The 14,316-nt window shown below is 45.0% G+C and carries 13 protein-coding genes; all 13 read left to right on the forward strand.

What is annotated here, in order from left to right; all coding sequences use genetic code 11:
- Nucleotides 1-17: 17 nt before the first annotated feature.
- The gene (locus KB449_RS35615; protein ID WP_282913164.1) at nt 18-800 is read left to right on the forward strand and encodes a tyrosine-protein phosphatase; all 783 of its coding nucleotides are present in this window, start codon (nt 18-20) and stop codon (nt 798-800) included.
- Nucleotides 801-893: 93 nt separating this feature from the next.
- Nucleotides 894-3,083: an S-layer homology domain-containing protein gene (locus tag KB449_RS35620; RefSeq protein ID WP_282913165.1), complete on the forward strand. Its 2,190-nt coding sequence runs from the start codon at nt 894-896 to the stop codon at nt 3,081-3,083.
- A 158-nt stretch (nt 3,084-3,241) separates the two neighbouring features.
- Nucleotides 3,242-4,021 carry a YveK family protein gene (locus KB449_RS35625; RefSeq protein ID WP_282913166.1) on the forward strand — a complete coding sequence of 260 codons (780 nt, stop codon included), beginning with the start codon at nt 3,242-3,244 and terminating at the stop codon, nt 4,019-4,021.
- Nucleotides 4,002-4,697 carry a CpsD/CapB family tyrosine-protein kinase gene (locus tag KB449_RS35630; RefSeq protein ID WP_282913167.1) on the forward strand — a complete coding sequence of 232 codons (696 nt, stop codon included), beginning with the start codon at nt 4,002-4,004 and terminating at the stop codon, nt 4,695-4,697. Before KB449_RS35625 ends, KB449_RS35630 begins: the two co-directional genes overlap by 20 nt.
- A 25-nt stretch (nt 4,698-4,722) precedes the next feature.
- The gene (locus tag KB449_RS35635) at nt 4,723-6,543 is read left to right on the forward strand and encodes a polysaccharide biosynthesis protein (RefSeq protein WP_282913168.1); all 1,821 of its coding nucleotides are present in this window, start codon (nt 4,723-4,725) and stop codon (nt 6,541-6,543) included.
- Between the two features lie 45 nt (nt 6,544-6,588).
- A complete protein-coding gene (locus KB449_RS35640; RefSeq protein ID WP_282913169.1) occupies nt 6,589-7,704 on the forward strand; it encodes a DegT/DnrJ/EryC1/StrS family aminotransferase in 1,116 nt (371 codons plus the stop codon).
- Entirely contained in the window at nt 7,704-8,345 is a 642-nt protein-coding gene (locus tag KB449_RS35645) for a sugar transferase (protein ID WP_282913170.1), read from the forward strand. Before KB449_RS35640 ends, KB449_RS35645 begins: the two co-directional genes overlap by 1 nt.
- On the forward strand, nt 8,342-9,322 hold the full coding sequence (locus KB449_RS35650; protein WP_282913171.1) for an ATP-grasp domain-containing protein: 981 nt from the start codon (nt 8,342-8,344) through the stop codon (nt 9,320-9,322). The genes KB449_RS35645 and KB449_RS35650 overlap by 4 nt, the downstream gene beginning before the upstream one ends.
- Nucleotides 9,319-10,032, forward strand: a complete 714-nt coding sequence (locus tag KB449_RS35655; RefSeq protein WP_282913172.1) for an HAD family hydrolase — start codon at nt 9,319-9,321, stop codon at nt 10,030-10,032. The genes KB449_RS35650 and KB449_RS35655 overlap by 4 nt, the downstream gene beginning before the upstream one ends.
- A gap of 272 nt (nt 10,033-10,304) precedes the next feature.
- Nucleotides 10,305-11,522, forward strand: a complete 1,218-nt coding sequence (locus tag KB449_RS35665) for a glycosyltransferase family 4 protein (RefSeq protein ID WP_282913174.1) — start codon at nt 10,305-10,307, stop codon at nt 11,520-11,522.
- A gap of 44 nt (nt 11,523-11,566) precedes the next feature.
- The gene (locus tag KB449_RS35670) at nt 11,567-12,448 is read left to right on the forward strand and encodes an alpha-1,2-fucosyltransferase (RefSeq protein ID WP_282913175.1); all 882 of its coding nucleotides are present in this window, start codon (nt 11,567-11,569) and stop codon (nt 12,446-12,448) included.
- 38 nt (nt 12,449-12,486) lie between these two features.
- The gene (locus KB449_RS35675) at nt 12,487-13,230 is read left to right on the forward strand and encodes a glycosyltransferase family 2 protein (protein WP_282913176.1); all 744 of its coding nucleotides are present in this window, start codon (nt 12,487-12,489) and stop codon (nt 13,228-13,230) included.
- The gene (locus tag KB449_RS35680) at nt 13,230-14,303 is read left to right on the forward strand and encodes a glycosyltransferase family 4 protein (RefSeq protein WP_282913177.1); all 1,074 of its coding nucleotides are present in this window, start codon (nt 13,230-13,232) and stop codon (nt 14,301-14,303) included. Before KB449_RS35675 ends, KB449_RS35680 begins: the two co-directional genes overlap by 1 nt.
- Nucleotides 14,304-14,316 lie beyond the last annotated feature (13 nt).

Here is a 14,316-nt window from a genome sequence, read left to right on the forward strand (position 1 = left end):
AAAGTGGGTACAGGTTGATGATAGATATACATTCCCATATCTTGCCTGGTCTCGACGACGGTGCGCAGGACTGGGAGGATGCTTTGGCATTGGCGCGCGCGGCGGCAGCCGAAGGCATCGAGACAATTATCGCGACCCCGCATCATGCCAATGGCGAGTATGACAACTTAGGACCGAACATCGTAGCGGCAGTGGAGGCGATGAACGAGCGACTGATGGCCGAGGGAATCGGGCTGACGGTACGGGCGGGACAGGAAATCCGGGTGCACGACGACCTGCTGGACGCCTGGGCGAGAGGGGACCTGCTTACTTTGGCCGGTACGCGGTATATTTTAATCGAGCTGCCCACCTCCAGAATTCCGCGCGGTCTATCCGAACTGCTGCACGAGCTCAAGCTGTTGAATCTATCGCCGATCATCGCGCACCCCGAGCGCAATGCTGAGATTGTCAGCCATCCCGAACGACTTGCCGAGCTTGTAGCGGCTGGCGCATACGGTCAGGTGACGACGCATTCGCTGCTGGGCGCCTTCGGCAAGCGAATCGAGCAAGCATCCTGGCAGCTATGCAGGGAAGGCCTTATTCATCTCGTATCTTCCGACGCGCACCATGTGACCAAGCGGGGATTTTTACTCCAAGAGAGTTATTGCAAAATAAACCGTTTGTTGGGCGTTAATTTTGAGCTTTTTTTTAGAAAAAATGCGGAATCCGTGCTGTATAATGGTGACATGTCGCCGCATCCTCCGATTGCTCGAAATGAGAGATTATGGATGAAGTTCGCAAAAATTCTCAGGAAAAGTTGACCTGGCCGCTAAGTATTCGTTAGAATACTTGTTAAGGCAAGTAAATATTAACACTGCTAAAACAAAAAAATGGTAGAGGTGAGATTATTGGTATTGAAGAAGAAGGTAATCGCCGGCACGATCGCGGCCAGCCTGACGTTCACCGCACTGGCGGGACTGCCGCTCAGCGACAAGGGAATCGCTGAGAAGCTGGGATTTAGCGTAGCTTATGCAGAAAGCGCTCAATTTCCTATTCCACAGGTCGTAACTTGGGCAAACGCAGTCAAACAAAGCATTGCTGGTGCCGTTTATGCGCCGCACGTAGCCGACAACATCGAAGTTAACCTGGGCAACAGCAGTGTTGCAAGCATTACATACTCCGTTTATGGTCAGCCTTCCGTACCCAGCACCGTTTACTCGGTATACCAGATTACGGAGCCGGTAGTAGGCAAGCTGAACTTGGGATCAGAAGACGATCGTAAAAATGTGGACAAGCTCTTTGCCGGAATCGCGAAGTTCGCGCTCGACCAAGATACTTATGCCCTTGAAGCGCTTCGTGAAGACGAAGGCATCCGGGATGCGCTTCGCAATATTTCCACGGATATCACGTTGAACGATCTTAGCACGTTCTTGTTTGATCCCACTACCGGCCTCCAAGCCGTAGTCAACAACAAACTGAACAGCAAGACGCCGTCCGAGCTAGCGACGCTCGCTACTGATGTAGCTGCTCGCAATGCTTTCATCGATGAGATTTTCTCGGCGATTCTGAATGGAACGAACAATTCCAAGATTCGCGCTGTGCTCAACGACAAGGGGATCCTTGGCAGCGACTTTAAGCAAGTCTTCCTGAACTTCCGTCACGCCGTTGGTGAATCCAACTTTGACAAGGCTGCCGTCGAGCTGTATCTCGCTTACCAACAGGCTGCAGGCATTGTCGGCTATACGCCTAACACGAACCCCGGCACCCCGACGCCAACCGTCGAGGCATCCGTTGCCGCTCTGGTGAACGACCTGGCCGCGCTGAAGTCGCAGATCGCCGCCGCTACGGGCGACGAGAAGCAGAAGCTGATCGATCAAGCCGTCTCCAAAGCCAACGCGGCTATCGAGAAGCTGGTATCGATCGATGCTTCCAAGCTCGTCTCAACGGTGAACGGCAAGGCAACGGTGTCCTTGTCCGCAGCGGACGTGACCAAGCTCGTTACGGCTGTCGGCGACGCCAAGAAAGCGCTGGCTGACGCAGCGGGTTCCGCGGACGGCCTGAAGGTTGGCGCGATTACGCTTGACCTGGGCGCAATCACGCAATCCGGCGCTTCCGTCTCGCTTCCGAAGGAGCTGTGGACGCTGGCTTCCGACATCAAGGCTGACGGCGTTGCCATCAAGGTTGGCCCGATGAGCGCTACGCTGCCTACCGGCACCTTCACTGACGCCGTTACGCTGGGCGTTACGGTTGAAGCAGCAGACGCAACATCCGCTTCGTCGAGCGTTTACGGCAAGTCCGTCGTATCCGACGTTTACAACGTCGACCTCGAAGTCGGCGGCAAGGCTGTTCACGAGTTCAACAAGCCGATCAAGCTTCGCCTGCCGCTCAAGAACCTGACCGGCGTCGACAAGGAACTGCTCTCCGTAGCTCGTTACGAAGACGACGGCTCCGTGTCGATCCAAGGCGGCAACGTAGATGGCGACTACATCCTTGAGGACCGTTACAAGCTGTCCAAGTATGTCGTTATCGAGAACAAGGTTACCTTCAACGATATTGCTAGAGTCGAAGGTTGGGCGGGTCGTCAGATCCAAGTCGTAGCGGCCAAGGGAGCTATCGAAGGCAAATCTGCCGGCATCTTCGCTCCGCAAGACAAGATCACCCGTGCCGAGTTCGCCAAGATTCTGATTACAGCACTCAACCTGGACAACACGCTGGCGACTTCCTCGAAGTTCTCCGACGTGCCTGCATCCCACTGGGCTGCTCCGTACATCGCGGTAGCTGCCGAGAAGGGTATCATCAACGGCAAGACGGCGTCGACGTTCGCGCCTAATGCGACGATCACCCGTGCCGAGATGGCTACGATGATCGCACGTGCGCTTAAGGTCACGCAAGATCTGAAGGACATCGACAATGTCGAAGCGGCACTGTCGGTATTCAAGGATTCGAGCAAGATCGGATCCGCGTTCCGCTCGAGCGTAGCATGGGCTGCTGCCAGCGACATCATCATCGGCGCTAACGGCAAGTTCCTGCCGAACACTAACGCGACGCGTGCCGAAGCTGCCGTTATCATCTATCGCGCAATTAACTTCAAGCCGCAAGCTTAATAGTTTCACCCGCTTTAGCTACGCTGCATGACGAATAGACGCATCCTCCTCTCTTGGTTTCGAGGGGAGGATGTTGTCTATGACCGGGTGTTGTTGGCGAATTATGGCATTTTGATCGTGATGGCAGCTTGGGACTCATACATTTGGAGGGAATTCGTGTGACTAATGAATTGGACCTGAGAGACTACTTCCGGATTGTTCGGAAGCGGCTATGGTGGATTGTCGGGGTCGTCCTGATCGTGACAGTCGCCGCAGGTCTATATAGCATTTATGTGAAAGATCCAATCTATCAAGCTTCCACCAAGATAATCGTCAATCAGACCTCGACGCAGGCGATTGCCAATCAACCACAACTGAATAGCGATGCCGTAAATACGAATATCCGCATGATCGAGACCTATAAAGAAATTATCAAGACGCCCGCGATCCTCGACAAGGTCGTCCAGAAATATCCACAGCTTCAGTTGACTTCCGAGCAGTTGGCCGAGAAGATCAAAGTCAGCTCGGTGAACAATACGCAGGTGATGACGGTTGGCGTTACGGATCTCTCTTATCGAAAGGCAGCCGAGATCGCCAACGCCGTGTCCGAGATTTTTCGTCAAGAGATCCCGAATATTTTTAACGTAGAGAACGTATCCATCCTCAACAATGCCAAGCTAGAGCCCGCTCAACTCCCCGGACCGATTTCGCCCAATATACCGCTCAATATCGCGATCGCTTTTATTGTGTCGCTTATGCTCTCTGTCGGCGTCGCGTTTCTGTTGGAATACATGGATGACAGCATCAAGACCGAGTCGGACGTCGAGAAATACCTGGAGCTGCCGGTTCTCGCCTCCATCTCCAGAGTGAACTTCGACGAACATCAAGCCGGTGCACCAGGAAGATCAACTCAAGTCAAAAGCGCGGGAGAATTGAATCATGTCTCAGCAGGCAAGTAGCAGCAAGCGACCGCTTATTACATTGACGAACGCGAAGTCTCCGGTATCGGAATCCTACCGCTCGCTCCGCACGAGCATCGATTTTTCTTCCGTAGACGAGCGAATGCAGGTCATTGCCGTGACTTCGGCGGGGCCTGGTGAAGGGAAGTCCACGACAATCGGGAATCTGGCGATTACTTACGCACAGTCCGAACGACGGACGCTTTTGATCGACGCGGATCTCCGCAAGCCGACCGAGCATCACACCTTTAACCTTTCGAATCGGAAAGGACTGTCCTCGGTACTGTCCCAGCAGTCTGAGGTTGACGATGTGATTCAGGCGACGGATATCCCGAATCTGTCCGTCATCTCTTCCGGCCCCATTCCGCCCAACCCTGCGGAGATGCTCGCTTCCAAGCGCATGAGCGCTTTGATCGATCAGTTGAGGGGGCAATTCGACGTCATTTTAATAGATACGCCTCCGCTGTTGGCCGTCACGGATGCACAGGTGCTTGCGACCAAATGCGACGGATACGTGCTGGTGCTCGATCAGGGCAAGGTGAAGCGGGATATCGCGATCAAGGCGAAGGCTAACCTGGAGAAGGTCGGTGCTCGTATACTCGGCGTCGTGCTGAACAACATCAAGCGCAAGAAGAGCGAAGGGTACTACTATTATTACTACGGGGAAAATAAATAACGATCAAGGCGGAGGCTTTCGTAAAATGGCAGTCAAGAAGAAGATGGCAATCTTGTTTCTCGTAGATTTGGTCATCATTTGGTTCAGTATCTGCAGCGCCTATTTCTTTCGTTTCGAAGGCCCTGCGCCTGAACAATACACGAACCAGATGTTCTTGTACTGCGCCATTTCCTCCGTTTTGTGCGGACTGAGCATGGCTTACTTCGGCATGTATCGCAAGATGTGGCAGTATGCCAGCGTCTCCGAGATGTTCTCGATGTGCGTCGCCGTTACGATCGGATGGGGCCTCTCTTTTCTCGCTACGACTATTGTTTCGGATTTTCGAGTACCGTTGTCCATCGCCGTACGCACGCTGGAGACCAGCCTGCTCCTCGTCGGCGGCATACGCGTGATCTGGCGAGTCATCCGTCTTCGTCAGGGGAAAGGCGTCGATCAGCGCATTCCAACTCTGATCTATGGTGCCGGTGATTGCGGCTCTCTTGTCGCCCGCGAATTCAAAGGCCAGTCGATGGACGATCACAAGCTAGTCGGTTTTATAGATGACGCGCAAAATAAGCATAACCTTACCATGCACGGCTTGCCTGTACTTGGAGGCCGTACGGATCTGCCAACGTTGGTAGAAGTATTTAAGGTTAAAGAAATTATTATTGCCTTGCCTTCCGTACCTCGATCCCAAGTATCGGAGATCATTAATCTCTGCATGGCTTGCGGCGTTAAGATCAAGATCATTCCCGGCATTAACGATCTGATCAAAGGTAGAATCTCGGTCAGTGCCATCCGCAACGTCGACGTCGAAGATCTGCTTGGCCGGGATCCGGTGCATACGGATCTGCAGGGCATCGCGGATTATGTACATAACAAGGTCGTCCTGATCACAGGCGCAGGCGGATCCATCGGTTCCGAGCTGTGCCGTCAAGTCGCGTCCTTCGCGCCGGACAAGCTCCTGCTCCTCGGACACGGCGAGAATAGTATTTACACCATCGAGATGGAATTGAAACACAAGTTCCCCGGCATGCTGTTCGAGCCAATCATCGCGGATATCCAGGATCGCAGGCGGATGGAGGAAGTATTCGACGCCTATCGTCCGCAAGTCGTCTTCCATGCGGCAGCGCACAAGCATGTCCCCCTAATGGAGAAAAACCCGGCGGAAGCCGTCAAAAATAACGTGTTCGGCACGCAGAATGTTGCAGATTGCGCAGACAAGTTCGGAACGGAGCGCTTCGTTCTCGTCTCCTCCGACAAGGCAGTTAACCCAACCAGCGTCATGGGGGCAACCAAGCGCATCGCAGAGATGTATGTGCAGAGCCTTAATGCGTCATCCCGTACCAAGTATGCGTCCGTTCGTTTTGGCAACGTCCTCGGCAGCCGAGGCAGCGTCATCCCGGCCTTCAAGGCCCAGATCGCCCGCGGCGGTCCCGTCACCGTCACCGACCCGCAGATGGTCCGCTACTTCATGACGATCCCCGAAGCTGTGCAGCTTGTCATCCAGGCCGGCGCCATCTCTCAAGGCGGGGAGATTTTTATCCTTGATATGGGCGAGCCGGTTCAGATTCTTAAGCTGGCTGAGGATCTCATTCGCCTGTCAGGCTACGAGCCTTATATCGATATTCCGATTCACTTCACGGGGATCCGGGAAGGCGAGAAGCTGTTCGAGGAGCTGCTCACGGCCGAAGAGGGCGCGACAAAGACGCACCATGAGCGGATTTATATTGGGAAGCCGGAAGTGATCAGCCGGGAGGACTTGGCTAGAGAACTGAACAAGTTAAATCGAGTCATTGCCGGCGGAGCCGACGATGTGAAGGAAGCGATTGAACAGTTGGTTCCTCTTTATGAACAAGTCTCGTAATTCATCGTGACTGCGGCGTAAAGGCCACGAAAGGAAGCCAGGACTATGAAAGAAAGAATCTATCTCTCCTCGCCTCACATGAGCGATGAAGGTTATGAGATGCAGTATATACAAGAAGCATTTGCGACCAATTGGATTGCCCCGCTAGGTGAGAATGTCGATGCGTTCGAGCGGGAGTTGGCTCAGAAAGTTGGAATTAAGTCAGCCGCCGCCCTTTCGTCCGGGACGGCAGCGATACACTTAGCCCTAAAGGCTGCCGGCGTAGGTGAGGGCGATATCGTTTTTTGTCCGACCTTAACGTTCTCGGCGACTGCCAACCCAATCATTTATCAGAACGCAACGCCGGTCTTTATCGATAGCGATTATAAGGCTTGGAACATGTGTCCCGAAGCGTTAGAACAAGCCTTTCACAAATATCCGCACGCAAAAGCCGTGATTGTTGTACACCTATATGGTCTGTCTGCGGACATGGACAGAATCATGGAAATCTGTCGCCGTTATAATGCCACCGTTATAGAAGATGCTGCCGAATCTCTAGGTACTTATTACAAAGGGAAACATACCGGGACGATTGGCGATTATGGCATCTTCTCTTTTAACGGAAATAAAATCATTACGACCTCCGGTGGGGGAATGCTTGTCTCGAATCTTGAAGACAAGATCGCCAAGGCACGGTTCTGGGCAACACAGAGTCGCGATCCGGCGAGACACTATCAACATAGCGAACTCGGCTATAATTACCGAATGAGTAATGTCGTAGCCGGAATTGGCAGAGGCCAGCTTAAGGTGCTGAAACAAAGAGTCGAGAAGAAAAAGTACATCCTCGAATTCTATAAGCGTGAACTTGGGAATCTGGATGGCATTGAGTTTATGCCAAGCAATGAATGGAACGAGCCTAACTATTGGCTAAGCACGACTGTTCTCACAGGCAAGGTGCGGCCAATTGATATCATAGAAGTGCTCGAGCGGGAAAATATCGAATCTCGTCCCGTATGGAAGCCGATGCATATGCAGCCTTACTTCGAACAATACGATTACATTGGAACCGATGTGGCGGAGCAGTTGTTCGAGAATGGGGTATGCTTGCCTTCAGATACGAAGATGACGGATGAGAACTTGAACAGAGTCACAGCACTAATAAAAGGACTGTGGTTGAGATAATGAAGAACTCTAACGGCGAAATTTATAGTAGGTTCGTTAAGAGACCTATGGATTTGACGTTAGCCTTATTGGCTCTCATTATTCTAAGCCCAGTCTTTCTTATTGTTGCGTTGCTTGTAAGGATTAAGTTGGGAAGCCCCGTGCTGTTTACACAATCCCGTCCGGGAATGAATGAACGTATATTCAAAATGTACAAGTTTAGGACAATGACGGATAAGCGGAATGACAATGGAGAACAATTGCCGGATCATGTTCGCCTCACTAAATTTGGAAGACTCTTACGCTCTACTTCGCTTGATGAGCTGCCTGAGTTGATTAATATCATTAAGGGCGATATGTCTCTGATTGGCCCTCGGCCACTACTTGTTCAGTATCTTCCCCTCTATAATGAGCAGCAGAAGAGAAGGCATGAAGTAAGACCTGGATTATCTGGATTGGCGCAGATCAGCGGGAGAAATGCTATAAGCTGGGAGAGTAAGTTTGATTTAGATGTTAAGTACGTAGATAATGTTTGTTTTACCAGAGATATGAGGATTCTGTTGTCTACTTTTAAAAAGGTATTTGTTAAGGAAGGGATTAGTTCAGACACATCTGTGACAATGGAGTATTTTGAAGGAAGTAAGGTGAGCGGTAGATCATGACAGAGATCAATATACTTATATTAAGCGCCGGTAGAAGAGTTGAATTAGTAACCTGCTTTCAAAAGGCGGCTGAGAAACTAGGGATTAAGAGTAATATTGTTGCAGGGGATTGTTCCGACACAGCTCCAGCTTTATTCTTTGCCAATAGAGCTGTACAATTTCCGAGGATTAATGAGCCTAACTATATCAAATCTATTATAGAAGTTTGTGTTAAAGAAAATATTTCGCTCGTCGTGCCGACAATTGATACAGAATTATTATTACTTGCTGAGAATAAGAACCTTATAGAAGTGAACACGAAAGCAAAAGTTCTTATATCTGATATTCAAATTATTCAAGTATGTAGAGATAAGACGGCAACCCAAAGATTTTTGGAGGAGCATGGATTCGGAGTTCCCAAAATGTACACTGATACAGAAATTGCGACTGAGAACATAGAGTTTCCGTTATTCATCAAACCAAAATCGGGCAGCTCAAGCATTAATGCATTTAAAGTAAATAATAAAAGCGAACTAGCTGTATATAAACAAATAATTGATCATCCCATAGTTCAAGAGTACATCGAAGGTGACGAATATTCGGTCGATGTATTCCTGGATTTTGATAGTACTGTGATAACAACAGTTCCTCGCTTAAGAATGGCAACACGTGGCGGTGAAATTTCCAAAGGGAAAATTGTGAAAGATCGGGAGATTATCGACGATGTTACTGAGATGATGAACGTCCTAAAGCCGATTGGACACATAACAGTACAGCTTATGAAAACTAAAAGGGGAATAAAGTATATCGAAATAAACCCACGTTTCGGTGGAGGGGCACCGATGAGTATTCAGAGCGGGGCTGATTCATGCGAAAATCTCTATAAAATACTACTCGGGCATGGGCTAGAATATAACGAAGAATATAGAGAGCAACTTACGCTTGTGAGGTTCGACAGCAGTATTTGTTTAGATGAGAACATGGTGAGACTGCAATGATTAAAGCTATTATTTTTGATTTGGATGACACACTTATCCCCGAAAGGCAGTATATTGAAAGTGGATATAAGTATATTGCGAACATAATAAGTTTCAAACTGGGGAAAAACAGTTTTGAGTTATATCATCTGCTCATAGAACTCTTTGAAGAAAATTCCCAAAAGGTATTCAATCGACTTTTTGAAAAGTTGGAAGTTACGTACTCCCAAGAAGAGATAGATAATTTGGTAATTGAATATCGTAATCATATGCCATGTATAGATTTTTTTGAAGATGTAATTCCTTGTATAAAGTTGATAAAAAGTAAACATATAAAATTGGGTATTATTACTGATGGGTTTACAAGAGCTCAGCATCAGAAACTTAATGTTACCAAAGCAGATGAAATATTTGATGAAATTATTGTAACTGATGATCTGGGGAGAGAATATTGGAAGCCTCATCCTAGGGCCTTTGAGATTATGAAGGAAAGATTAAATGTTGAGTTCGAAGAAATGATCTATGTTGGGGATAATCCGGAGAAGGATTTTTATATAAGAAAAATATACCCCATACAAACAATAAGAATCAATCGAGGTGGGCACTATAGCCTGAAAGACTATAAATTGGGGATAAAGGAAAACCTCTTAATTTCATCCCTGCTGGAACTGGAAAATATAGTAAAATATGGAATGTTCCCTTATCAATTGAGATGCAATAGTAGAACATGACAATACGATAGAGGATTTTGTACATCTCTCTCTTAGAGTGAAACTAGCCGGGTCGGTAGAGATCGGAAATAATACATGGCTTGGCATCGGCGGTGTTTTAAGTAATAACATTAAAATTACAAGTGACTGCAAAATCGGTGCAGGTGCAGTGGTTATAAGGGATGTAGAAGAAGCTGGTACGTATGTTGGAGGTCCATTGAGGCGGCTAAAATAATATAATTTCTACGAATATAGGGAGTTAAAATTTAACACAATGAAACATAGGTGGAATTATGAAGAACGTTTGGATAATAGCGCCATTTTCAAATATTGATAACATCGGTACAAGAAATAGATTTCAATATATATCACATATGCTATATAACGAAGGCTATAAGGTAACTTTATTTACGAGTAACTTTAATCATATGAAGAAGCAGCATATTACTGATGAAGTTGAAAGTTGCTACCCGTTTGAAGTGAAATTAATACCTGAAACAGGTTATAAGAAGAATGTTTCATTAGGAAGAGTTGTAAGTCATATAAAACATGGCCTAAATTTAAAGAGGTACATTAAACAACTAGAAAAACCGCATATCATATATTCTGCATATCCCACTATGAGCGTGTCATATGTAGCAGGCAAATATGCAAAGAAAAATAAAATACCATTTATTATTGATATACAAGACACTTGGCCGGAATCAATATCATCAGCAATAGATACCGATAAGCTCACGGTAAGGTTTATAATGTATCCATTTACTCAATTGGCTAACAAGATCTATAAAATGGCCGATTTAGTGTTCGGGGTTTCTGAAACATATGCGAACAGGGCGAATGTTTCAGGTACAAAGTGCAAAGAATTTATACCCGTTTACATCGGTGCAGAAATTGATAGGTTTAATCAAAATAATTCATCTTCAAGCATTGTTAAGAATGAAGATGATATATGGATCTCTTATATCGGCACTTTAAGTCATAGCTATGATATAGAAACCGCAATTCGGGCTTTTTCAGAGTTGAAGGAATATAAGAATATTAAATTGAATATTTTGGGGTCAGGCCCAGATGAGAAAAAGTTGAGAGCACTATCAATGGATTTAGGAATTTTAGATACTAATGTGTTTTTCCATGGGTTTATACAATATGAAATGATGGTTTCTTATTTACAAAATTCAGATATCGCTCTTAATGCAATAAAGCAGAATGCTAAGCAGACAATAACAAATAAGTTAGGAGATTATATGTCTGCTAGTTTACCAATATTAAACTCATGCCAAGAGACAGAGGTTCTAAGCCTAGTAGAAAATAATAGAATCGGTATGAATTATAAACCGGGTAATATCCCTTCATTAAAAGGAGCCATATTAGATATTACTCAAAGTAAAGAAAGATTGACGGAGTATTCTAGAAATGCCAAAAAGCTTGCAGAAGAACGCTTCAATCGTAAGGAGAGCTATAAAGTAATATTAGATAAAATTCAGCACTTGATATGGGGAAAAATTTAAGCATAAGATTTAATTTGTCTTAAAATATACGGATGGTGAATAGAGTGATCGCAGTTAAGATATGGGGTGGACTTGGTAACCAGTTGTTTCAATATGCATTTGGATATAGCCTTGCCAAGGTAAAACAGGCAGAGTTGATGCTTGACACGCATTTTTATACCCATCAGCCAAAACATGTTGGGAAAAGGAACTTTAAGTTAGATCAATTAAGGATTGAGAAAGGGGAAATTATGAATGAGATCCCTTTCGGAGTTCGAATTTTAGAGAATAAGTACATTAACAAAGCTATTCGGGTGTTCCCAACCTTTTCGATTAAAGCAGGATCTGAAATAACTTTTGTCAAAGAGACCCGGCAAACATTCCTTGATCATATTTTTAATATTGATTGCAAGAATTTATATGTGGATGGGTACTGGCAGACAACGAAGTATTTTTCAGATTTTCGAAAAGAGCTTATTCTTCAATTTAAGCCTACTTATCACTATTTACAAGAAGTTAAAGACACTTTAGATGAAATAAGCCAAACAAATAGCGTTGCTGTTCATATTCGGCGTGCAGATTATATTAATTCTAGAGGCAGAACGATAGGACATTACACGAGACCTCAATACTATCACGATGCAATTAGTAAAATAAGTCGAGAGCAGAATAATCCAGTCTTCTTCTTTTTTTCAGACGATATGGATTGGGTAAGGAACGAGTTTGGAGACGCTATCAACAGTCGGTTTGTTCAATTTAATACCTTACATAACGATATTGATGATTTAATGTGTATGGCAAAGTGCACACATAGCATAATGTCAGCGAGTACCTTTAGTTGGTGGGGGGCTTGGTTGAAAGAAAACCCAGAGGAGTCAATGGTTATTGCACCCAGAGGGAATTATTTTAACCAGTACTTCCTTGAGCCGAATTGGTTGCAAATTTGACAATAACCTCTGAGAACATACAGAAATGAGGAATTAATTTGGTTATTAGTGGCGAGGGTGGGATTCCCCCTAAAGTTTCAATAGTAACAATCGTATATAACAACGTGACTGGGCTGGAACGAACCATACAAAGCGTATTGCAGCAAAAAAAACGCTACTCGAATATTGAGTTTGTAATCGTTGATGGCGGCTCTACTGATGGAACGGTAGATCTGATCGAGCAATACTCCAGTGAAGTATCTAGTTGGATAAGTGAGAGAGACAATGGAATTTCAGATGCGTTTAATAAGGGAATATTAAATGCTACAGGCGAAGTGCTGTTTTTTTTAAACAGCGGAGATACCTTTATTGATGACATTGTATTATACAATGTCGCACAAGAATGGGCTAGGAATCCTGTAGATATCCTCTTCTATAAGGTGCATGTCGAAGGGCAGAAATTTATTCCGGCTAATAGTTATAAGGATAATGAAAACGATATATGGAAAATGTCCGATGTACCTCATCAAGGGGCATTTGTTAGTAATACCGTGTTTAATAAAATAGGTCTCTTTAATCTCAACTATGGTATCCGAATGGATCTTGAATTTTTTGCGAGATGCAGGAAAAAGAATTGCTCGCACCGCTATATTCCAGAGGTTATTGTTTCCTACGAGACTGGCGGGAAGTCGATGCTTAAGTCAAATAGAAAACAATTCTGGAAAGAGGGCATGTCCGTCAAATACCTTTATAGCATCCCCTTTACTGTTAAGGATGTAATCAAGATGGTGATTTATCGGTAATGAAAAAAAGGAAAGTAATTATACGAACAGGTAAAGTAATTCCTAATACGAGCATGGAGAACTATCTTCAAAATTGTATTTTGCCGCTTGCCTATATACTATTGGAAAATGGTTATAAAGTAGTCTTTCAAACGAATGTCAAAACAACCGATTTTGATTCTATTGCATTTAGATTACAGAACAGAAGAGGTCCATTTCACATACTGGGCATGTTATTTGATGAACTTCAGATCGCCTTTCATACTTTATTTACTAAAGATCAAGTATTGATCTTAAATATGAACCAACTGCTTCCCAACATTCTTTGTGCAAAAAATACGATAATGATAATCCATGATATTATGCCGTTGGAGTATCCAGCACATTGGCCTTTACTTCATAAGTATTATAAATACTACCTTGGGCCTCTACTAAAAAGGTGTAGGGCTATCATTTCGGTTTCAAATACGACCAAAAGAAAATTGCAGGAGTTTTACAATCTTAAAGAAGACAAAATTATAACCATTTATAATGGAATTAAATTTAGTATCAAAGAAGAAGATGTTACAACCAAGATGAATGTGGAAGAGGCATTCATTTACATTGGGGCTGATTTACCTAATAAGAACTTAAGGTTACTAACAGATGTTTTTGCAGAATTGGATGAGCGCTATTCCCTCAATATGATTAGTGGCTGTTGTAATAACAAAGATGTAACTGCTGCAGCTGCAATTAACAGTAATATCAAATTAATGGGATATATCTCTGAAGAAGAACTGAAACAACAATATCTGAACTGTAAGGCTTTGGTTTATCCATCATTTTCAGAGGGGTTTGGATTGCCTTTAATAGAGGCAATGTGGTATGGAAAAACGATAATAGTTGCGGATAAGGATTATGCAAGAGAGGTATGTGAAGATTATCCGGCAATCTATTTTGAAAACAATAAACAGTTAAAGAACGCAATAGTTATGAGTCAGGAGTATAGCGCTAATTTAGATCTCGTAAAGGTAAGGAAAGATTTAACTAGTAAGTTTTCTTGGGATAAGGCAAGGCAATCAATTTTCAATGTGCTAGACAATATTATGAAATAGTCAAACTAAAATG

This window comes from Cohnella hashimotonis, from assembly GCF_030014955.1.
GTDB lineage: Bacteria > Bacillota > Bacilli > Paenibacillales > Paenibacillaceae > Cohnella > Cohnella hashimotonis.

What these genes read in the sequence shown, in the direction of transcription:
- KB449_RS35615 (WP_282913164.1), top strand. Translation starts at nt 18, where the DNA reads ATGATAGATATACATTCCCATATCTTGCCTGGTCTCGACGACGGTGCG.
- KB449_RS35630 (WP_282913167.1), top strand. Translation starts at nt 4,002, where the DNA reads ATGTCTCAGCAGGCAAGTAGCAGCAAGCGACCGCTTATTACATTGACG.
- KB449_RS35635 (WP_282913168.1), top strand. Translation starts at nt 4,723, where the DNA reads ATGGCAGTCAAGAAGAAGATGGCAATCTTGTTTCTCGTAGATTTGGTC.
- KB449_RS35640 (WP_282913169.1), top strand. Translation starts at nt 6,589, where the DNA reads ATGAAAGAAAGAATCTATCTCTCCTCGCCTCACATGAGCGATGAAGGT.
- KB449_RS35645 (WP_282913170.1), top strand. Translation starts at nt 7,704, where the DNA reads ATGAAGAACTCTAACGGCGAAATTTATAGTAGGTTCGTTAAGAGACCT.
- KB449_RS35650 (WP_282913171.1), top strand. Translation starts at nt 8,342, where the DNA reads ATGACAGAGATCAATATACTTATATTAAGCGCCGGTAGAAGAGTTGAA.
- KB449_RS35655 (WP_282913172.1), top strand. Translation starts at nt 9,319, where the DNA reads ATGATTAAAGCTATTATTTTTGATTTGGATGACACACTTATCCCCGAA.
- KB449_RS35665 (WP_282913174.1), top strand. Translation starts at nt 10,305, where the DNA reads ATGAAGAACGTTTGGATAATAGCGCCATTTTCAAATATTGATAACATC.
- KB449_RS35680 (WP_282913177.1), top strand. Translation starts at nt 13,230, where the DNA reads ATGAAAAAAAGGAAAGTAATTATACGAACAGGTAAAGTAATTCCTAAT.